This is a genomic window from Solimonas fluminis (assembly GCF_002930645.1).
GTDB classification, from domain to species: Bacteria; Pseudomonadota; Gammaproteobacteria; order Nevskiales; family Nevskiaceae; genus Solimonas_A; species Solimonas_A fluminis.
Genome location: NZ_PSNW01000005.1, coordinates 100,768 through 120,283, shown reverse-complemented (window position 1 = coordinate 120,283; position 19,516 = coordinate 100,768). Strand labels below are relative to the sequence as shown.

The window sequence follows — 19,516 nt, the reverse complement described above, 5'->3', positions numbered from 1 at the left end:
CGAGGCCTATCGCGCAAGCGCAAAGGCCTCGCGGGCGGCCAGCAGCGTGGCTTCGATCTCCGCCTCGCCGTGCATCGACGAGACGAAGCCGGCCTCGTAGGCCGAGGGCGCCAGGTACACGCCGCGGTCGAGCATGGCGTGGAAGAAGCGCTTGAAGCGCTCGGCATCGCTGGCCATGACGTCCTTGAAGGTGCGGATGTCCGTGGCGGCGGTGAAGTACAGGCCGAACATGCTGCCGACCTGGGTGGTGAGGAAGGGAATGCCGGCCGCGTCGGCGGCCTGCTTCAGGCCGGCCAGGAGCTTCGCGGTGGCGGCCTCCAGGCGCGCGTAGAGCGCGGCATCGTCGAGCAGGCGCAGCGTCGCCAGGCCCGCGGCCATCGCCAGCGGATTGCCGGACAGCGTGCCGGCCTGGTAGACCGGGCCGACCGGCGCCAGCTTCTGCATCACGTCGCGGCGGCCGCCGAAGGCGCCCACCGGCAGGCCGCCGCCGATGATCTTGCCCAGGGTCAGCAGGTCGGGACGCACGCCGTAGAGCCCGGCGGCGCCGGTGGGGCCGACGCGGAAGCCGGTCATCACCTCGTCGAAGATCAGCAGCGCGCCGTCGCGATCGCAGAGGTCGCGCAGGCCCTGCAGGAAGCCCGGTGCCGGCGGCACGCAGTTCATGTTGCCGGCCACCGGCTCGACGATCACGCCGGCGATCTGGCCGGCATGGGCCTGGAACAGGGCCTCCACCGAGCCGAGATCGTTGTACTGCGCGGTGAGCGTGTACTTGGCCAGGTCCGCCGGCACGCCCGGCGAGGTCGGCACGCCGAAGGTCAGCAGGCCCGAGCCGGCCTTCACCAGCAGGGCGTCGCCATGGCCGTGGTAGCAGCCCTCGAATTTCAGGATGTAGTCGCGGCCGGTGGCGCCGCGCGCCAGGCGCAGCGCCGACATGGTGGCCTCGGTGCCGCTGTTGCACATGCGCACCATCTCCAGCGACGGCAGGCGGCGGCTGAGCAGCTCCGCCATCTCGATCTCGGCCTCGGTGGGCGCGCCGTAGGAGATGCCGGTCTCGAGCTGGCGGCGAATCTCGGCCAGCACCTGCGGGTGCTGGTGGCCGAGGATCATCGGGCCCCAGGAGCCGACGTAGTCGACATAGCGCCGGCCGTCGGCGTCGGTGATCCAGGCGCCGTCGGCGGCGGCGATGAAGCGCGGCGTGCCGCCGACCGCGCGGAAGGCGCGGACCGGCGAGTTCACGCCCCCGGGAATGGTCTGCTGTGCGCGGGCGAAGAGTTCTTCTGAGCGGCTCATGGCGGCGGTCTGCAAGGCCTGCTGCAAAAAGGGTGCAGGCCCTTGGGAATGAGGGAGCGAGAGTCTAGCCGAACAGGCGTGAATACTCCCGCGCGGCGGTCTCGATGTCCGGGGCGCCGAACACGCCTTCCACGGCCGCCGCCATGTCGGCGCCGGCCTGGACCAGCGGGCCGGCATTGGACGGCAGCAGTCCGCCGATCACGCAGATCGGCAGCGGAATCTCGGCCCGCGCGCGGCGCAGCAGGGCCAGGTCGGCCTGCGGCGCGTCGGGCTTGGTGCCGGACTCGAAGAAGCGCCCGAAGGCGACGTAGCTGGCCCCGGCGGCGGCGGCGGCCCGGGCGCGCTCCAGCGAGTTGGAGCAGCTGACGCCGATGATCGCGCGCGGCCCCAGGCGCCGGCGCGCTTCGGCCAGCGGGGCGTCGGCGGCACCGACATGCACCCCGTCGGCATCCACTGCCTCCGCCAGGGCCGGGTCGTCGTTGACGATGAACAGCGCGCCGAACTCGTGGCAGAGACCGCGCAGGGCATGGGCGTTGCGCTCGCGCGTGGCGGCGTCGTGCCACTTGTCGCGGTACTGCAGCAGGCGCGCGCCGCCGGCCAGGGCTTCGGCGGCGGCGGCCACCAGCCGGTCCGGCGAGCGGCAGATCGCTTCGGAGGTGATCGCGTACAGGCCGCGCAGCGGCGCGGACAGGGGCGGCAGGTGCTTCATGCGGCACGCCGCCCGGGGATCAGGCGCCCGCCGCCGACGGGATAGGCGCGCGACAGGGCCCGATGGGTATAGGCCTGCGCCTGTTCCAGGGCCTCGGCCACCGGCTTGCCGGCGGCCAGCAGCGCGGCGATGGCGGCGGCCAGCGTGCAGCCGGCCCCGTGGAAGCGCTGCGCCAGGCGCGGCCATTCGAAGTCGCGCGGCGCCCGGCCGGCCTGGTACCAGGTGTTGACCACGTTGCCGCCGGGCTCGTCGCCGCGCGTCACCAGCAGGTGGGCCAGGCCGGTGGCCAGCAGGGCGGCGCCGTCCTCGCCGCCGCCCAGCAGGCGGGCTTCGGCGGCATTCGGGGTCAGCACCGTGACCTGCGGCAGCAGGCGTTCCTTCAGGGCCAGCAGCAGTTCGCTGCGCACCAGATGGGCGCCGCCGCCGGCCCTCAGCACCGGGTCCAGCACCACGGGAACCCGCAGCCGGCGGATGCAGTCGAGGATGGGGTCGACCTGGGCGGCATCGCCCAGCAGGCCGATCTTGATCGCGTCGATGCGGCAGTCGGCCGCCAGGGCTTCGATCTGCGCGGCGATCAGGATCGGCGGAACGGCCGCCACGCGCCGGACGTCGGAGGTGTCCTGGACGGTGTTGGCGGTAATGACGCCGAGCGCGTGGCCGCCCAGGGCGCCGATCGCCTCGGTGTCCGCGGTCAGGCCGGCACCGCCGGTGGGGTCGTGCCCGGACAGGCACAGGACGCAGGGCGTGCGGATGGGATTCATGGGGGCAGTTTAGCGGGAGCGGTGGGGCGTTTTCCGGTCAGGCCGCGTTCCCTTATGCACAGCAGCCGCGCCCCCCTGCCACGAGGCCCTTGGTGGCGACTTTTTTCTGCAAGAATGCTGCAAGAATCACGCAAGTCATTGATCGCAAAATGGGATGCGGAGTGGATACAAACTGGCCCGAGGGTAAAAATGCCAAGCACCGTGGCTACTTAGGGCAATGACGCGAATATTGCCCACACACTTATCCACAGATTTTGTGGATGTTTCGATAAATTCCTGCTTCAGCAGCAACTTGCGCTCATGAATTCAAGTAACAAGTGGTCCGGCGTATGCAAATCGTTAGATAAATTCGCACGGATCGTCCTGCTGAGCCTGCTGCTGTGCGCGGTGGGGCCTTCCGCAGGCGCCGGTGCGGCTGAACCCGCGTTCGAGCCCCTGGCCACGGTCAGCGACGTCGAGCTGCCGGAGCTTTCCGGGCTGGCCGCCTCGCGGCGCTGGCCGGGCATCTACTGGGGCCACAACGACAGCGGCGACGGGCCGCGGCTGTTCGCCTTCAATCGTCGCGGCGAGGTCATTGCCCGCGTCGAGGTCGAAGGAGCGGAGGCCATCGACTGGGAGGACATCGCGCTCTACGAGCGCGACGGCCGCAGCTGGCTGGCGATCGCCGACACCGGCGACAACTTCGGCTTTCGCGATACCGCGACGGTCTACCTGCTGCCCGAGCCGGCCCTGGATGCCAGCCGGGTGAAGCCGCTGCGGCGGCTGGACTTCCGCTATCCCGACGGCCCGCGCGACGCCGAGGGCCTGGCGGTCGATGCCGAGGGCGGGTCCATCCTGGTGGTGGAGAAGGGGGCGCCGCAGGTCGGGTTCTATCGCCTGCCGCTGGATGCCGGGCCCGGCGTGCAGACTGCCGAGCGGCTGGCGACGCTGCAGCTGCCGGTGCCGGCCAAGCAGCCGCTGGCCGCACCACTGTCGGCACCGCGAGGCCGGGTATCGGTGACCGCCATGGACCTGTCCCGCGACGGCCTGCGCCTGGCCATGATCAGCTACAGCCGCCTGTTCTGCTTCGACCGCCGGCCGGGCGAGGGCTGGGCGGAGGCCTTGGTGCGGCCGCCGCGCAGCTGGCCGCTGCCGAAGCTCGGCGGGCTGGAGGCGATGGCGATCGAGCCCGACGGCCGCAGCGTGGTGGTGGCGCCGGAGGGCGTTCCCACCCCGGTGCTGCGCGCCAGGCGTATCCTCGATCCGTGAACATCCACTGGACGCCCGACCTGTTCGTCCACATCGGCTATGCGCTGATGCTGGTGGCCCTGCTGGCGCGCGACATCCTGTGGCTGCGCGCGGTGCTGGTCTGCGCCCAGTCCAACCTGGCCCTGTATGCCTGGACCCATGGGCTGGCCGGCATGACGTTCTGGAACAGCCTGTTCGTGGTGATCAACGCGGTCTGGGTGCTGCGCATCCTGCGCGAGCGCCGTGCCGTGAAGCTGCCGGAGGCGCTGGCCGGGATCCATCGCCGCGACTTCGCGGCGATGGGGGCGCAGGAGTTCCTGCGCTTCTGGAACGAGGGCCAGGGCCGCGAGGCCGAGGGGCGCCTGATCGCCGACGGCAGCCATCCCGCCGAACTGCTCTACCTGGTGTCCGGGCAGGCGCGGGTGCGGCGGCAGGGGCGCGAGATCGCCGCCCTGCCGGCCGGCAGCTTCGCCGGCGAGATGAGCCTGCTGACCGGCGAGCCGACCAGCGCCGACGTCGATGCCCTGGGCCCGGTGCGGCTGCAGGCCTGGCCGGTGGCGCGCCTGCAGGAGATCCGCCAGCGCCAGCCGCAGCTCTGGACGCGCCTGCAGAGCGTGCTGGGGCACGACATGATCGAGAAGCTGCGGCGCGCCGCCGCTCAGGCCGGAAGCTGACGCCCCAGCCAGTGGCCGTAGGCCACCAGCAGCGGCAGCTGCAGCCAGAGCAGCAGCAGGTCGTAGGCCTCCTGGCGCCGCACCTCGTCCTGCACCGCCTGCGTCAGCAGATGGGCGCAGGCCATCGCGAAGCCGGAGAGGGCGGCCAGCATCAGCAGCGTCGGCAGGTCGGGCCAGAGGCGCGCGCCGCCGAAATCCGCCGCCGCGGCCAGCCAGGTGAAGACCAGCGCCACGCCCGCGCCCCCCTGCAGCGGAAGCACCAGGCCCGGCACGCGCCGCAGCAGCGGAACGGCCGGCAGCAGCAACCCGGTGAAGAACAGCCAGGTGATCAGCCGGTCGGTACGGCCCGGGGCCTGGGCCAGCAGCTCGGCCGGGGAGGGGATGTCGCGCAAGCCGTATAGCGACGCGCCGGCCAGCACGATGAAGGCCATCAGGCAGAACACGCGCGCCAGCGGCAGCAGGAACCATTCGCCCCACAGGCGCAGGGCCTCTTCACGGGTGTTCCGGTGCAGCGCCTGTTCCAGCCAGGCGGTGGCGACGCTCAGGCCGGCGAAGACCAGGGCGGCGAGCAGCAGCATTTCAGGGTGAGGCTACGCGCTCAGGCAATGCCTGAAGGGCATTGCCTGCGTTGCCGGACGCCGGGCCATGAGGGCCGGGCAGGGGACAAATCATGTGACAGAAGTCCCGCCATGGATGGCTCCCCAGACTTCAATTCAGGCTGCCAACGGCATCGGCAGCGCCAGGTTCTTCCACAGCCGCAGCGTCGGCTCCGACTGGTTCAGCGTGTAGAAGTGCAGGCCGGGGGCGCCGTTGTCCAGCAGCGTGCGGGCCAGCTGCGTCACCACGTCCAGGCCGAAGTCCAGCAGCGCCGGCTTGTCGTCCTGCAGCTGCTCCAGGCGCAGGCGGATCCAGCGCGGGATTTCGGCGCCGCAGGCGGCGGAGAAGCGGGCCAGCTGGGCGAAGTTGGTGATCGGCATGATGCCGGGGATCACCGGCAGCGAAAGGCCCGCCTGTTCGCAGCGGTTGACGAAGTCGAAGTAGGCGTCGGCGTTGAAGAAGTACTGCGTGATCGCCGCATGCGCGCCGGCCTCCGCCTTGCGGCGGAAGTGTTCGAAGTCCTGCGCCGGCGTGATGCCCTGGGGATGCATCTCGGGGTAGGCGGCGACCTCCAGGCGGAAATGATCGCCGTGGCGCTCGCGGATGAAGCCCACCAGTTCGCTGGCGTAGCGGAACTCGCCCGGCGCCTCGCCGGGCTGGAGGTCCGGCGGCAGGTCGCCGCGCAGCGCGACGATGCGCCTGACGCCCGCCTCGCGATAGCGCTGCAGCAGGGCGGCGATGCTGTCGCGGGTGGAGCCGACGCAGGTCAGGTGCGGTGCGGCCTCGATGCCGCTGTGCTCCACCACCTGCATGATCGCCTCGTAGGTGCCGTGCTGGTCGGAACCGCCGGCGCCGTGGGTGACGGAGAAGAACGCCGGCCGTACCGACGCCAGCTTCTGCACCAGCGCCGGCAGCTTCTGCCAGCCCTCCGGCGTGCGCGGCGGGAACAGCTCGAACGAGAAGGTGATTTCCTGGCCCATAAAGACAGTGCTCAGTGCTGAGGACTAAGTGCTGAGTGGCGAGATTTCTACTTAGAACTCAGCACTCAGCACTCAGCACTTTAGTAACGGTAGTGCTCGGGCTTGTACGGGCCTTCGACGGGCACGCCGAGGTAGTCGGCCTGGGCCTGGGTCAGCGTGGTCAGCTTCACGCCGATCTGCGCCAGGTGCAGGCGCGCCACTTCCTCGTCGAGCTTCTTGGGCAGGCGGTACACCGTCTTCTGGTAGGCGTCCCTGTTCTTCCACAGGTCCATCGCCGCCAGCGTCTGGTTGGAGAAGCTGTTGGACATCACGAAGGACGGATGGCCGTGGGCGCAGCCCAGGTTGATCAGGCGGCCTTCGGCGAGCACGTAGATCGACTTGCCGCTGTCCGGGAAGGTGTAGCGGTCGGTCTGCGGCTTGATGGTGTCGCGCACGGCGCCGGAGGCGTTGAGGCGGTCCATCTGGATCTCGTTGTCGAAATGGCCGATGTTGCACACCAGGGCGTTGTTCTTCATCGCCTTCATGTGCTCGAGAGTGATGATGTCCTTGTTGCCGGTGGTGGTGACGTAGATGTCGGCGTAGGGCAGCACGTCCTCGACGGTCTTGACCTCGAAGCCCTCCATCGCGGCCTGCAGGGCGTTGATGGGGTCGATCTCGGACACGATCACGCGCGCGCCGAGGCCGCGCAGCGAATGCGCCGAGCCCTTGCCGACGTCGCCGTAGCCGGCCACGAAGGCCACCTTGCCGGCGATCATCAGGTCGGTGGCGCGCTTGATGCCGTCGGCCAGCGATTCGCGGCAGCCGTAGAGGTTGTCGAACTTGCTCTTGGTGACCGAGTCGTTGACGTTGATGGCGGGCACCAGCAGCTTGCCGGCCTCCATCATCTGGTACAGGCGGTGCACGCCCGTGGTGGTCTCCTCGGAGACGCCCTTCCAGTCCTTGACCACGCGGGTCCAGAAGCCCGGGCGCTCCCTGGCGACGCGCTTGAGCAGGTTCTTGATCACCTGCACTTCATGGTTGTCCGACGGCGTCTCGACCCACTTGTCGCCCTGCTCCAGCTCGTAGCCCTTGTGGATCAGCAGGGTCACGTCGCCGCCGTCGTCCACCACCAGCTCGGGGCCGGTCAGCGTGCCGTCGGCCAGCGTGTGGGTGACGCAGTCCAGCGTCAGGTCCCAGTACTCCTCCAGCGTCTCGCCCTTCCAGGCGAACACGGGCGTGCCGGCGGCGGCCACGGCCGCGGCGGCATCGTCCTGCGTCGAGAAGATGTTGCAGGAAGCCCAGCGCACCGAGGCGCCCAGCGCCTTGAGCGTCTCCAGCAGCACGGCCGTTTCCTTGGTCATGTGCAGGGAGCCGGTCAGGCGCACGCCCTTGAGCGGCTGCAGCGGCGCGTACTTGGCGCGGATGCTCATCAGGCCCGGCATTTCCTCCTCGGCCATGCGGATGCGCTTGCGGCCGAATTCGGCCAGGCCGATGTCGCGGATCTTGTAGTCGGGGGTAGCGGGCTTGAGCTGGGCGTTCATGGGTGACTCCGGTATCGATGAAAAAGGAGAGGCGGCGGGCGCCGCCTCTCCTCGTTGCGGCCTACTTCAGCTTCTTCGCATCGGAGGCGAGGGCTTCGGCCTTGTCCGTCTTCTCCCAGGAGAAGGCGGTGTGGCTCTTGCCGTCCGTGCCCTTGAACTCGTAGGGCTTGCGGCCGAAGTGGCCGTAGGAGGCGGTGGCCTGGTACATCGGGTGGATCAGGTCGAGCATCTTGATGATGCCGCCCGGGCGCAGGTCGAAGTGGCGGCGCACCAGCTTCTCCAGGGCCTCGTCGGAAACCTTGCCGGTGCCGAAGGTGGTGACCATGATCGAGGTCGGCTCGGCCACGCCGATGGCGTAGCTCACCTGCACCTCGCAGCGGTCGGCCAGGCCCGACGCGACGATGTTCTTGGCGACGTAGCGCGCGGCGTAGGCGGCCGAGCGGTCGACCTTGGACGGATCCTTGCCGGAGAAGGCGCCGCCGCCATGGCGGGCCCAGCCGCCGTAGGAGTCGACGATGATCTTGCGGCCGGTCAGGCCGCAGTCGCCCACCGGGCCGCCGATCACGAAGTTGCCGGTCGGGTTGATGTGGAACTTGGTGGACTTGGTCAGCCACTTCGCCGGCAGCACCGGCTTGATGATCTCCTCCAGCACGGCCTCGCGCAGGTCCTTGAGCTTGATGCTCGGATCGTGCTGGGTGGACAGCACCACGGCGTCGATGCCGACGACCTGCTCGTCGCGGTAGCGCAGCGTGATCTGGCTCTTGGCGTCCGGGCGCAGCCAGGGCAGTCCGCCCTTCTTGGCCTTGCGGATCTTGGCCTGCTGCTCGACCAGGCGGTGGGCGTAGAAGATCGGGGCCGGCATCAGCGCGCTGGTTTCGTTGCAGGCGTAGCCGAACATCAGGCCCTGGTCGCCGGCGCCGATGTCCTCGGCGGCCTTGGCCTTCTTGGCGGTGCCGTCGACGCCCATGGCGATGTCCGGGGACTGCTTGCCGATGATGTTGAGCACGCCGCAGGTGTGGCCGTCGAAGCCGACCTCGGTGTTGCTGTAGCCGATGCCGTTGACCACGCCGCGCGCGATGGCGTCGACGTCGATGTTGGCGCTGGTCGTGACTTCGCCGGCCAGCACCACCACGCCCGTCTTCACCAGGGTTTCGCAGGCGACGCGCGCCCGCGGGTCCTGCGCCAGGATCGCGTCCAGGATCGCGTCGGAGATCTGGTCCGCCATCTTGTCCGGATGGCCTTCGGAAACGGACTCGGAGGTAAACAGGTATTCGGACATCGGTGCAGCCCTCGGAATGGGGTAAACGGGAGTCTCAATCCGTTTATGCGGATGAGCGGATATTGTAAAGCCTGCGGGGCAAGCCCGCCATAGGGATGAATTCGGGGCCCGGGCGCGGCTAATCTTGCACAAAAGCCTCACCCGAATCGCCCGGATCCGAAGACCCAAGAGCCGAAAATGGCCCCGACTCCCTCCAGCATGCTCGCCCTGGGCACCCCCGCGCCGGACTTCAGCCTGCCCGACACCCTCGGCGGCCAGTCCCTGGGCCTGTCCGACGTCCGGGCGGAGTACGCCACGCTGGTGATGTTCATCTGCAATCATTGCCCTTACGTGAAGCACGTCAACGCCGAGCTGCTGCGGCTGGCGCGCGACTACCAGGGGCGCGGCGTGGGCTTCGTCGCGATCTCCTCCAACGACGCCCTGGCCTACCCGGAGGACGCGCCGGACCGGATGGCCGAGGCCGGGCGGGCGCTGGGCTATCCCTTTCCCTACCTCTACGACCAGAGCCAGGACGTGGCCCGCGCCTACGAGGCGGCCTGCACCCCGGACTTCTTCCTGTTCGACGCCGGCCTGAGGCTGGCCTACCGCGGGCGGCTCGACGACTCCACGCCGGGCAACGGCCGGCCGGTGACGGGGGCCGAGTTGCGCGCCGCGCTGGAGGCGTTGCTGGCCGGCCGCCCGGTGCCGGGCGGGCAGCAGCCCAGCCTCGGCTGCAGCATCAAGTTCCGGAAGGGCTCCTGATGGAGCTGCTGTCGCAGCTGTTCCCGCTGGCGCCGCGCGGGCTGCTCAATGCGCTGCTGCTGTTCCTGCCGCCGCTGCTGATCCTGTTCCACCCGAGCGCGCGCTGGTGGTCGCGGCTGCTGTGGCTGGCCGCCACGCAGCTGTGCTGGCTGTTCGTCGGGCTCTATGCCTGGGTGCGACTGCAGCGCTACCTGGGCGATCCGCAGATGGCGGAATTTCCGCTGGCCGATGCGATCGGCTGGTGGAGCTTCGTGTTCCCCTGGATGGTGTACCTGGTGTTCCGCGCCACGCACCCGCCGCGGGGCAGAGGGGACGCCGCGCCCCGCAGTTAGTAATTTCCGCTCATTTCCGAACCCGGGCTCAGGCGCTATGTTGGTGCCATAACGAAAGCTTCACATTTCAATAGAGCGGGAGGAGAGAGCAATGAAGGCCCTGACGAGGCGCACGGCACTGTGCGCGGCGCTGCTGTGGGCGTTGGCCGGCTGTACCGGCCGTTCCGGATCGGTGGACGGCGAGGGCGGCAGCAGCGGCGGCACCAACCTGGTCGAGGCCGACTACCACACGCGCGCCACGCCGCCGCTGGAACCGGGCCAGTTCGAGATGATCACGCTCTCGACCCTGCCCGACGCGGTGACCGACGGCGACGTGCTGCTGGGCCTGCGCGGACTGGCCGCGGGCGATACCTTCAAGGTGACGCGCAACGGGGCCGACGTCAGCGCGGCCTTCGCCCGCGCGGAGGGCGGCGAGGTGCGTGGCCTGGTCACCGGCCTGAAGAAGGGCGCCAACCGCCTGGCGGCCACCGTCAGCGGCGAGGCCGGCGTCCGCCGCGCCGAATTGACCGTGATCAACCACCCGATCACCGGCCCGGTGCTGTCGGGCCCGCACCAGAAACCCTTCATCTGCCGCACCGAGGACAACGGCCTCGGCGCGCCGATCGACGCCAACTGCTCGATCGTCACGCAGTACAAGTGGTTCTACCGCTCGGTGACCAACCAGGGCTTCAGCGAGCTGGCCGATCCCTACGCCCCCTATCCGGGCGACGTGATCATGACCGAGACCAAGGACGGCCGCGCCGTTCCCTTCGTCGTGCGCATGGAGACCTCCACGATCAACCGCGGCATCGCACGCCTGGCGGTGCTGGACGATCCGCATGCCCGCGGTCCCGAGGCGCCCTTCGAGGCGGCGCTGTGGGACGGCCACGTCTACTATGTCTTCGGCGAATCCTGCGGCGTCGGCTACCAGCAGGGCAGGAGCGATCCCAACCTGGTGCTCGGTGCGCTGGCGCTGACCGAGATCTCGGCCGACAACCTGCTGATCAACCTGGTGGGCATCGCCGACCGCCTCGGCAAGGGCGACCTGGTGATCCACAACACGCTCAGCGCGTTCGGCAACCACTGCAATCCGCTGATCAGCGCCGAGACGGCGATGCTGATGAAGGAGCACATCACCGAGAAGTACGGCCCGGTGCGGTTCATGATCGGCACCAACGGCTCGGGCGCGGCGCTGCAGCAGTACAACCTCGCCAACAACCTGCCGGGCGTGCTCAGCGGCGCGATGCCGACCGCGACCTTCGCCGACATCCTGACCACGGCGATGACGGTGGCGGACTGCGGCCTGCTGCAGCACTACTACGAGAACAGCTCGCTGGACTGGAGCGTGGGCAAGCAGGCGGCGGTCAACGGCCACAACCTGCTGGTGGGCAACCCGCTCAACGCCATCTGCCAGTCCTGGGTCGATGCCTTCCTGGACCTGCTCAATCCCGAGACCGGCTGCGGCCCGGTGCCGGAGGAGGACCGCTACCGCGGCCCCGACAATCCCAACGGTCCCAACCTCAAGGGCGTGCGCTGCACGGTGCAGGACGCCAACGTCAACATCTTCGGACGTGATCCGGAGACCGGCTACGCCAACCGCCCGCTGGACAATACCGGCGTGCAGTACGGCCTGGGGGCGCTGCTGGCGGGCACGATCAGCGCCGAGGAGTTTCTCGACGTCAACCGCAACATCGGCGGCTTCAACATCGACGGCAAGCCGGTGGCCCAGCGCATGCGCATGAACGAGCGGATGGCCAAGGTCGCGTACCAGGTCGGCGGCGTCATCGGCCGCGGCGCCCTGGCGGAGACGCCGGTGCTGGATCATGCGCCCTACCTGGACCTGATCCCGGTGGCCAACATCCACGAGGCGGTGCGCCCGTTCATCGTGCGCTCGCGCCTGCAGAAGCAGACCGGCCAGGTGACGACCCAGGGCCTGTGGCGCGGCGTCGTGACCCAGGCCGACGGCTACCCGGTGATGGAGCAGTGGCTGGAGGCCCTGCAGCGGCCGGAATACGGCGGCGACCACATGGCGGCCGTGATCGCGGCCAAGCCGGCCGCGGCGGCCGATCGCTGCGTGTTCGGCACCATCGGCGGCCGCCTGGAGCTGCCGGATGCGATCCTGCTGCCGCTGGGCCTGGCGCAGCTGCCGCTGCTGCCCCAGCTGGGACCCCTGCACGACCTGATCCCCGAGTTCGACGTCAACGTCCCGCTGCGCGTCGACCTGCCGGAGTTCTACAACAACGACGGCTCCGGGCTCGGGGTCTGCTCGCTGGCGCTGCCGGTGACCCGGACGCCGCGCATGGTGGCCGGCATGCCGATGACCGACGACATCATCCGCTGCCAGCTGCGCCCGGTGGACCCGGCCGACTACGCCGGCAAGCTCAGCGAGGCGCAGGTCGCCGAGGTCCGGGCGATCTTCCCGGACGGCGTTTGCGACTTTACGAAGCCGGCGGCCGAGGACGTCGAGCACAGCCTGCTGTACCCGTCCCTGGGCGGCGAGCGGCTGGAAGCCCCGCACTCCCTCAAATGGTGGGCCGCGCGGTCCGGCAAGGCGCAGTAAACCCTTGATCGAAAAGCCCGGCGGCGCCTGCCGCCGGGCTTTTTTGTGCCCTGGATAACGGTTGCCGCCGCCGTTTCCTTGCCCCGGCGCGCGCAAACCCTGAAAATATGCGCCCTTTTTGTTTCCCTTCAGGCCGCCGCTTCCCATGCCCGCGACGAACCGCTTCGAACTCGCCAATGCCATCCGCGCCCTGGCGATGGATGCCGTGCAAAAAGCCAACTCCGGCCATCCCGGCATGCCGATGGGCATGGCGGACATCGCCGAAGTGCTCTGGAACGACTACCTGAGCCACAACCCCGCCGACACCAGCTGGGCCAACCGCGACCGCTTCGTGGTGTCCAATGGCCACGGCTCGATGCTGCTGTACGCGCTGCTGCACCTGACCGGCTACCCGCTGCCGATGGAGGAGCTGAAGAATTTCCGCCAGCTGCACTCCAAGACGGCCGGCCATCCGGAGTACGGCATCACCCCGGGCGTGGAAACCACCACCGGCCCGCTGGGCCAGGGCCTGGCCAATGCCGTGGGCATGGCGCTGGCCGAGCGCGTGCTCGCCGCGCGCTACAACCGCGACGGCCACAGCGTGGTCGACCACTACACCTACGTCTTCACCGGCGACGGCTGCCTGATGGAAGGCATCAGCCATGAAGCCTGCTCGCTGGCCGGCACCCTGGGCCTGGGCAAGCTGGTGGTGTTCTACGACGACAACAACATCTCCATCGACGGCGAGGTCGAGGGCTGGTTCCGCGACGACACGCCGGGCCGCTTCGAGGCCTACGGCTGGCAGGTGATCCGCAACGTCGACGGCCACAACCCGGCCGAGATCAAGAAGGCCATCGATACCGCCCGCGCCACGCAGGACAAGCCGACCCTGGTCTGCTGCAAGACCATCATCGGCTTCGGCTCGCCGAACCTGCAGGGCAAGGAGAAGTGCCATGGCGCGCCGCTGGGCGAGGCCGAGATCAAGCTGGTGCGCGAGAAGCTGGGCTGGACCCACGCGCCCTTCGAGATCCCCGACGAGATCCGCGCCGGCTGGAACGCGCTGGAGAAGGGCAGGCAGCGCCAGCAGGCCTGGACCCAGGCCTTCCGCGCCTATGCCGAGAAGTTCCCCGAGGACGCTGCCGACTTCGAGCGCCGCATGAAGGGCGAGCTGCCGGCAAACTGGGCCGCGACCGCCGCGGCGACGCTGGCGGAGGCCGCGAAGTTCGACAAGCCGGTGGCCACGCGCAAGGCCTCCAAGAACGTGCTGGACGCGCTGGCCGCGGGCCTGCCGGAACTGTTCGGCGGCTCGGCCGACCTGAGCGAATCCAACTGCACCGACTTCAAGGGCCACAAGGCCGTACGCCACGGCAGCCTCGACGGCAACTACGTGAACTACGGCGTGCGCGAGTTCGGCATGTCGGCGATCATGAACGGCGTCGCCCTGCACGGCGGCCTGATTCCCTTCGGCGGCACGTTCCTGACCTTCAGCGATTACGCCAGGAACGCGGTGCGCATGGCCGCGCTGATGAAGATCCGCAGCATCTTCGTCTACACCCACGACTCGATCGGCCTGGGCGAGGACGGCCCCACCCACCAGTCGGTGGAGCACGTCGCGTCGCTGCGCCTGATCCCGAACCTGAACGTGTGGCGTCCCGCCGACCAGTTCGAGACCGCCATCGCCTGGCAGGATGCCATCGAGCGCAAGGACGGCCCCTCGGCGCTGGCGCTGACGCGCCAGAACCTGGTGCCGCAGGCGCATCCGGAATCGCATTTCACCGACGCCCGCCGCGGCGGCTATGTCCTGTGGGAGCCGGCCGCCGCCGCCCAGGGCATCCTGATCGCCACCGGCTCGGAGGTGCAGCTCGCCGTGGACTCGGCGAAGAAGCTGGCCGAGCAGGGCGTCCATGTCCGCGTGGTGTCGGTCCCCTGCGCGGAGATCTTCCGCCGCCAGGACGCCGCCTACCGCGAATCGGTGCTGCCCAAGGCCCTGCGCAAGCGCCTGGCGATCGAGACCGGGGTGTCGCTGTATTGGGCCGGCTTCGTCGGCGACGAGGGCGAGGTCCTCGGCGTGGACACCTACGGCGAGTCCGCGCCGCTGGCCGCCGTGATGAAACACTTCGGCTTCACGGTCGATAACGTCGTGGCCAAGGTCACGGCTCTGCTGGGCAAATGATGGAGGGGGCGCCGCGAGGCGCCCCTTTGTTTTTCAACCGAAACCTGCGGGTATGGCCGCAGTCTGTACTAAAGGAAAAGTAAGATGACCGTCAAAGTGGGTATCAATGGCTTCGGCCGCATCGGCCGCAACGTGCTGCGCGCCGCCGTGCAGAATTTCGGTGGCGACATCGAGATCGTCGGCATCAACGACCTGCTGGAGCCGGACTACCTCGCCTACATGCTGCAGTACGACTCCGTGCATGGCCGCTTCAAGGGCGACATCAAGGTCGAGGGCGGCGCGCTGGTCATCAACGGCAAGAAGATCCGCCTGACGCAGGAGCGCGATCCGGCCAACCTGAAGTGGAACGAGATCGGCGCCGACGTCGTGATCGAGTCCACCGGCCTGTTCCTGGACAAGGCCAGCGCCGAGAAGCATCTCGCCGCCGGCGCCAAGAAGGTGATCATCTCGGCCCCGTCGAAGGACGACACCCCGATGTTCGTCTACGGCGTCAACCACAAGACCTACGCCGGCCAGGCCATCATCTCCAACGCCTCCTGCACCACCAACTGCCTGGCGCCGCTGGCCAAGGTGCTGCACGACAAGTGGGGCATCAAGCGCGGCCTGATGACCACCGTGCACGCCACCACCGCCACCCAGAAGACCGTGGACGGCCCGAGCAGCAAGGACTGGCGCGGCGGCCGCGGCATCCTCGAGAACATCATCCCGTCCTCCACCGGCGCCGCCAAGGCCGTGGGCGTCGTGATCCCCGAGCTGAACAAGAAGCTGACCGGCATGTCCTTCCGCGTGCCGACCTCCGACGTCTCCGTGGTCGACCTGACCGCCGAGCTTGAGCGCGAGGCCAGCTACGAAGAGATCAAGGCCGAGATGAAGGCCCAGAGCGAAGGCGCCCTCAAGGGCATCCTCGGCTACACCGAGGACAAGGTCGTGGCCACCGACTTCCGCGGCGATGCCCGCACCTCGATCTTCGACGCCGATGCCGGTATCGCGCTGGACAAGACCTTCGTCAAGCTGGTGAGCTGGTACGACAACGAGTGGGGCTACTCCAACAAGTGCCTCGAGATGGTCCGCGTCGTCGCCAAGTAAGCATCCGGAGACGAGAACGGGAGCGGGGAGACGCAAGACTCCCCCTCCCGTTTTTCTTGGATCTCCCGCCCACGTCTTCCGCCTCACGGAGTAAAAGATAATGACCGTCCTTCGCATGTCCGACCTGGACCTCGCCGGCAAGCGCGTGCTGATCCGCCAGGATCTGAACGTGCCCATCTCCAATGGCCGCATCACCTCCGACGCGCGCCTGCGTGCCTCGCTGCCGACGCTGAAGCTGGCGCTGGAGAAGGGTGCCTCGGTGCTGGTGGTGTCGCACCTGGGCCGCCCCAAGGCCGGCAAGTTCGACCCCGAGGCCTCGCTGACCCTGGTGGCCGCCTGGCTGTCGGAGAAGCTCGAACGGACCGTGCCGCTGGTCTCCAACTGGATCGAAGGCATCGCCATGGAGCCGGGCCAGATCGCGCTGGGCGAGAACACCCGCTTCCTCAAGGGCGAGAAGGACAACGACGAGGCGCTGTCGAAGAAGATGGCGTCGCTCTGCGACGTCTACGTGATGGACGCCTTCGGCACCGCGCACCGCGCGGAAGCCTCCACCCACGGCGTGGCGAAGTTCGCGCCGGTGGCCTGTGCCGGCCCGCTGCTGGCCGCCGAGCTGGATGCGCTGGGCAAGGCCCTGGCGACGCCGAAGAAGCCGCTGGCCGTGATCGTCGGCGGCAGCAAGGTCTCGACCAAGCTGGACCTGCTGGAGAACCTCGCCGACGTGGCCGACCAGCTGATCATCGGCGGCGGCATCGCCAACACCTTCCTGGCCGCCATGGGCAAGCCGGTGGGCAAGTCGCTGCACGAGGCGGACATGCTGGAGAAGGCGCGCGCGATCCTGGCCAAGATCCAGGCCCGCGGCGGCGACATCCCGCTGCCGGAAGACGTGGTGGTGGCCTCCGAGTTCTCCGCCGAGGCGCATGCCGAAGTGCGCGATGCCGACGAGGTGGAATCCGACGAGATGATCCTCGACATCGGCCCCAAGACCCGCAAGAAGCTCTCGGCGCTGCTGAAGTCCTGCGGCACCATCGTCTGGAACGGCCCGGTGGGCGTGTTCGAATACGACAGCTTCGCCGGCGGCACCAAGGCCATCGCCGAGGCCATTGCGGCGGCCGAGGGCTTCTCGCTGGCCGGCGGCGGCGACACGCTGGCGGCGATCGACAAGTTCAAGGTGGCCGAGCGCATCGACTACATCTCCACGGGCGGCGGCGCCTTCCTCGAGTTCCTCGAGGGCAAGAAGCTGCCGGCGGTGGAGATCCTGGAACAGCGCGCCAAAGGCTGAGGACCACGGGTCGCGACCGTGACGGGCTCTCCGCCATGGCCACGGCCGGTCGTACGGCTGCTGCGCACGGAGCACGGCTACGGCGGCCGTGACGAGCGCGTGCGCGACTGCGCGCAGCTGCTGTTCGACTACGGCGTGCAGCGCTGCCGCTACGGCGAGCCGGCCGTGGGCGAGCACGGCCAGGGCTTCCTGCTGCGCGATCCCGGCGCCGAGGACGTCGCCTGCCGCCGGCTGCTGGCGCTGGGCCTGGTCTCCTTCGATCCCAAGCGCCCGTCGCTGCTGACCCCCCACAGCGAACGCGACTGGCTGCGCCTGATGGCGGAGCCGCTGCCGGCGCTGCAGCGCGAGGGCTGGCAGATCGACGTCGACCGCGACTTCAGCTTCCGGCTCTACGAGCCGGAGCCGGACTGGCTGCTGCAGCTGCAGGAGGGCGAGGGCCGCGACTGGTTCGGCGTGGCGCTGGACGTGGACGTGGAGGGCGAGCGCCTGCCGCTGCTGCCGCTGCTGGTGGCCTTCCTGCAGGATCCGCGTGCCGGCTGGACGCCTCAGAAGTTCGCGGCGCTGGACGACCATGCGCCGCTGCTGCTGCGCGACGAGTCGCGCGACCGCTGGCTGCGCCTGCCGGCCGGCCGCCTCAAGCCGGTGCTGGCGGTGCTGCGCGAGCTGTTCACCGCGACCTGGCTCGACGCCGGCGGCCGCCTCTGGCTGCCGCGGCCGCAGGCCCTGATGCTCGACGAGCTGCTGCACCTGCCGCAGCTGCGCTTCGACGGCGATGCGCCGCCGGGGCTGCTCGCCGGCGTGGCCGAGGTGGCGCCGCCGCAGGGGCTGAATGCGCAGCTGCGCGGCTACCAGCAGCAGGGCCTCAACTGGCTGCAGTTCCTGCGCACCCACGGATTCGGTGGGGTGCTGGCCGACGACATGGGCCTGGGCAAGACCCTGCAGACGCTGGCGCACATCCTGCTGGAGAAGGAGAGCGGCCGCATGGACCGCCCCTGCCTGGTGGTGGCTCCCACCAGCCTGATGTTCAACTGGCGCCGCGAGGCCCGGCGCTACGCGCCGGCGCTGCGCGTGCTGGTGCTGCAGGGGCAGGACCGGCGCCTGCGCCATCACGAGATCCGCGACCACGACCTGGTGCTGACCACCTACCCGCTGCTGGCACGCGACCACGAGGCGCTGGCGCGGCACGAGTACCACCTGCTGATCCTGGACGAGGCGCAGCACATCAAGAACAGCCGCTCGCAGGCTGCGCAGAAGGTCAGCCAGCTGAAGGCGCGGCACCGTCTCTGCCTCAGCGGCACGCCGATGGAGAACCACCTCGGCGAGTTCTGGTCGCTGATGAATTTCCTGATGCCCGGCTACCTGGGCAGCGAGGCCGAGTTCCGCCAGCGCTACCGCAAGCCGATCGAGCAGCAGGGCGACCAGGATGCGCGCGAGCAGCTGCTGCGGCGCATCAGGCCCTTCCTGCTGCGCCGTACCAAGGCCGAGGTGGCCACCGAGCTGCCGCCGCGCACCGACCTGATCCGCAGCGTGGCGCTGGAGGGCGCGCAGCGCGAGCTGTACGAGACGCTGCGCCTGTCCATGGATCAGCGCCTGCGCGAGGAGATCGCCGCGCGCGGCCTGGCGCGCAGCCATATCGTGGTGCTGGACGCGCTGCTGAAGCTGCGCCAGGTCTGCTGCGATCCTCGCCTGCTGAAGCTGGAAGAGGCGGCCCGGGTCAGCGAGTCGGCCAAGCTGCAGCTGCTGATGGACCTGCTGCCGGAGATGCTGGAGGAGGGGCGCCGCATCCTGCTGTTCTCGCAGTTCACCAGCATGCTGGAGCTGATCGAGGAGCGCCTGCAGCAGGAGGGCATGCGCTATCTCAAGCTCACCGGCGAGAGCCGCGACCGCGAGGCCCTGGTGGAGCGCTTCCAGCGCGGCGACGTGCCGCTGTTCCTGATCAGCCTCAAGGCCGGCGGCACCGGCCTGAACCTCACCGCCGCCGACACCGTGATCCACTACGACCCCTGGTGGAACCCCGCGGTGGAGCAGCAGGCCACCGACCGCGCCCACCGCATCGGCCAGGACAAGCCGGTGTTCGTCTACAAGCTGCTCACCGAGGGCACGGTGGAGCAGAAGATCGCCGAGATGCAGGAGCAGAAGCGGGCCCTGGCCGACGCCCTGCTGGCGGAGTCCGGCAGCATCGCCGGCTGGAGCGAGGACGAGCTGCGGGCCCTGTTCGCGCCTGCCTGAGCCGGGCTTCGCCCGCGCGGCCGGGCCGGAACGCCGGATTACCCCCCCGTGGCGGGTGGCAACGCCCGGGCCCGCCATCCTTTAAACTGCGCTCCTTACGCAATTTCGAGGACTGCCCCGT

At 69.3% G+C, this 19,516-nt stretch carries 16 protein-coding genes; 9 read left to right on the top strand and 7 right to left on the bottom strand.

The features are described from left to right. Positions 1 to 6: 6 nt before the first annotated feature. From hemL to thiD, 3 genes are all read right to left on the bottom strand, one after another. Positions 7 to 1,290 (bottom strand): glutamate-1-semialdehyde 2,1-aminomutase, encoded by a 1,284-nt coding sequence (gene hemL, locus C3942_RS10685; protein ID WP_104230516.1) that lies wholly within the window; start codon positions 1,288 to 1,290, stop codon positions 7 to 9. Positions 1,291 to 1,354: 64 nt separating this feature from the next. Further along, positions 1,355 to 1,999, bottom strand: coding sequence for a thiamine phosphate synthase (gene thiE, locus C3942_RS10680; RefSeq protein ID WP_104230375.1), 645 nt, complete (start codon positions 1,997 to 1,999; stop codon positions 1,355 to 1,357). After that, positions 1,996 to 2,760, bottom strand: coding sequence for a bifunctional hydroxymethylpyrimidine kinase/phosphomethylpyrimidine kinase (thiD, locus tag C3942_RS10675; protein WP_104230374.1), 765 nt, complete (start codon positions 2,758 to 2,760; stop codon positions 1,996 to 1,998). The genes thiE and thiD overlap by 4 nt, the downstream gene beginning before the upstream one ends. A gap of 300 nt (positions 2,761 to 3,060) precedes the next feature. Between thiD and C3942_RS10670 the strand changes: the two genes are divergently transcribed. Then, entirely contained in the window at positions 3,061 to 4,008 is a 948-nt protein-coding gene (locus tag C3942_RS10670) for an esterase-like activity of phytase family protein (protein ID WP_114409737.1), read from the top strand. After that, positions 4,005 to 4,661 carry a Crp/Fnr family transcriptional regulator gene (locus tag C3942_RS10665; protein ID WP_104230372.1) on the top strand — a complete coding sequence of 219 codons (657 nt, stop codon included), beginning with the start codon at positions 4,005 to 4,007 and terminating at the stop codon, positions 4,659 to 4,661. Before C3942_RS10670 ends, C3942_RS10665 begins: the two co-directional genes overlap by 4 nt. On the opposite strand, the gene C3942_RS10660 is transcribed toward C3942_RS10665, so the two are convergent. The 4 genes from C3942_RS10660 to metK all read right to left on the bottom strand — a co-directional run bounded on the left by C3942_RS10660 (position 4,646) and on the right by metK (position 9,037). After that, on the bottom strand, positions 4,646 to 5,239 hold the full coding sequence (locus tag C3942_RS10660) for a hypothetical protein (RefSeq protein ID WP_104230371.1): 594 nt from the start codon (positions 5,237 to 5,239) through the stop codon (positions 4,646 to 4,648). The genes C3942_RS10665 and C3942_RS10660 overlap by 16 nt on opposite strands. Before the next feature lie 135 nt (positions 5,240 to 5,374). Continuing rightward, positions 5,375 to 6,238, bottom strand: a complete 864-nt coding sequence (gene metF, locus C3942_RS10655; protein WP_104230370.1) for a methylenetetrahydrofolate reductase [NAD(P)H] — start codon at positions 6,236 to 6,238, stop codon at positions 5,375 to 5,377. A gap of 80 nt (positions 6,239 to 6,318) precedes the next feature. Beyond that, positions 6,319 to 7,758 (bottom strand): adenosylhomocysteinase, encoded by a 1,440-nt coding sequence (ahcY, locus tag C3942_RS10650; RefSeq protein ID WP_104230369.1) that lies wholly within the window; start codon positions 7,756 to 7,758, stop codon positions 6,319 to 6,321. Between the two features lie 61 nt (positions 7,759 to 7,819). Next, entirely contained in the window at positions 7,820 to 9,037 is a 1,218-nt protein-coding gene (gene metK / locus C3942_RS10645) for a methionine adenosyltransferase (protein WP_104230368.1), read from the bottom strand. 177 nt (positions 9,038 to 9,214) lie between these two features. Between metK and C3942_RS10640 the strand changes: the two genes are divergently transcribed. The 7 genes from C3942_RS10640 (at position 9,215) to C3942_RS10610 (ending at position 19,395) form a co-directional block, all read left to right on the top strand. After that, complete coding sequence (locus C3942_RS10640; protein WP_104230367.1) at positions 9,215 to 9,778, top strand: thioredoxin family protein; 564 nt, start codon at positions 9,215 to 9,217, stop codon at positions 9,776 to 9,778. Beyond that, positions 9,778 to 10,110, top strand: a complete 333-nt coding sequence (locus tag C3942_RS10635) for a hypothetical protein (protein WP_104230366.1) — start codon at positions 9,778 to 9,780, stop codon at positions 10,108 to 10,110. Before C3942_RS10640 ends, C3942_RS10635 begins: the two co-directional genes overlap by 1 nt. 91 nt (positions 10,111 to 10,201) lie before the next feature. Continuing rightward, complete coding sequence (locus tag C3942_RS10630) at positions 10,202 to 12,649, top strand: DUF6351 family protein (protein WP_104230365.1); 2,448 nt, start codon at positions 10,202 to 10,204, stop codon at positions 12,647 to 12,649. 145 nt (positions 12,650 to 12,794) lie between these two features. Further along, positions 12,795 to 14,801, top strand: a complete 2,007-nt coding sequence (gene tkt / locus C3942_RS10625; RefSeq protein WP_104230364.1) for a transketolase — start codon at positions 12,795 to 12,797, stop codon at positions 14,799 to 14,801. Between the two features lie 84 nt (positions 14,802 to 14,885). Further along, on the top strand, positions 14,886 to 15,887 hold the full coding sequence (gene gap / locus C3942_RS10620; protein ID WP_104230363.1) for a type I glyceraldehyde-3-phosphate dehydrogenase: 1,002 nt from the start codon (positions 14,886 to 14,888) through the stop codon (positions 15,885 to 15,887). A 100-nt stretch (positions 15,888 to 15,987) separates the two neighbouring features. Further along, a complete protein-coding gene (locus C3942_RS10615) occupies positions 15,988 to 17,166 on the top strand; it encodes a phosphoglycerate kinase (protein WP_104230362.1) in 1,179 nt (392 codons plus the stop codon). A gap of 18 nt (positions 17,167 to 17,184) precedes the next feature. Then, positions 17,185 to 19,395 carry a DEAD/DEAH box helicase gene (locus tag C3942_RS10610; RefSeq protein WP_207766053.1) on the top strand — a complete coding sequence of 737 codons (2,211 nt, stop codon included), beginning with the start codon at positions 17,185 to 17,187 and terminating at the stop codon, positions 19,393 to 19,395. Positions 19,396 to 19,516 lie beyond the last annotated feature (121 nt).

Coding starts and splice junctions, on each gene's coding strand:
- ahcY (WP_104230369.1), bottom strand. CDS start 7,758: ATGAACGCCCAGCTCAAGCCCGCTACCCCCGACTACAAGATCCGCGAC.
- thiD (WP_104230374.1), bottom strand. CDS start 2,760: ATGAATCCCATCCGCACGCCCTGCGTCCTGTGCCTGTCCGGGCACGAC.
- C3942_RS10660 (WP_104230371.1), bottom strand. CDS start 5,239: ATGCTGCTGCTCGCCGCCCTGGTCTTCGCCGGCCTGAGCGTCGCCACC.
- C3942_RS10615 (WP_104230362.1), top strand. CDS start 15,988: ATGACCGTCCTTCGCATGTCCGACCTGGACCTCGCCGGCAAGCGCGTG.
- C3942_RS10635 (WP_104230366.1), top strand. CDS start 9,778: ATGGAGCTGCTGTCGCAGCTGTTCCCGCTGGCGCCGCGCGGGCTGCTC.
- metK (WP_104230368.1), bottom strand. CDS start 9,037: ATGTCCGAATACCTGTTTACCTCCGAGTCCGTTTCCGAAGGCCATCCG.
- metF (WP_104230370.1), bottom strand. CDS start 6,238: ATGGGCCAGGAAATCACCTTCTCGTTCGAGCTGTTCCCGCCGCGCACG.
- gap (WP_104230363.1), top strand. CDS start 14,886: ATGACCGTCAAAGTGGGTATCAATGGCTTCGGCCGCATCGGCCGCAAC.
- C3942_RS10670 (WP_114409737.1), top strand. CDS start 3,061: ATGAATTCAAGTAACAAGTGGTCCGGCGTATGCAAATCGTTAGATAAA.
- thiE (WP_104230375.1), bottom strand. CDS start 1,999: ATGAAGCACCTGCCGCCCCTGTCCGCGCCGCTGCGCGGCCTGTACGCG.
- C3942_RS10630 (WP_104230365.1), top strand. CDS start 10,202: ATGAAGGCCCTGACGAGGCGCACGGCACTGTGCGCGGCGCTGCTGTGG.
- hemL (WP_104230516.1), bottom strand. CDS start 1,290: ATGAGCCGCTCAGAAGAACTCTTCGCCCGCGCACAGCAGACCATTCCC.
- C3942_RS10640 (WP_104230367.1), top strand. CDS start 9,215: ATGGCCCCGACTCCCTCCAGCATGCTCGCCCTGGGCACCCCCGCGCCG.
- tkt (WP_104230364.1), top strand. CDS start 12,795: ATGCCCGCGACGAACCGCTTCGAACTCGCCAATGCCATCCGCGCCCTG.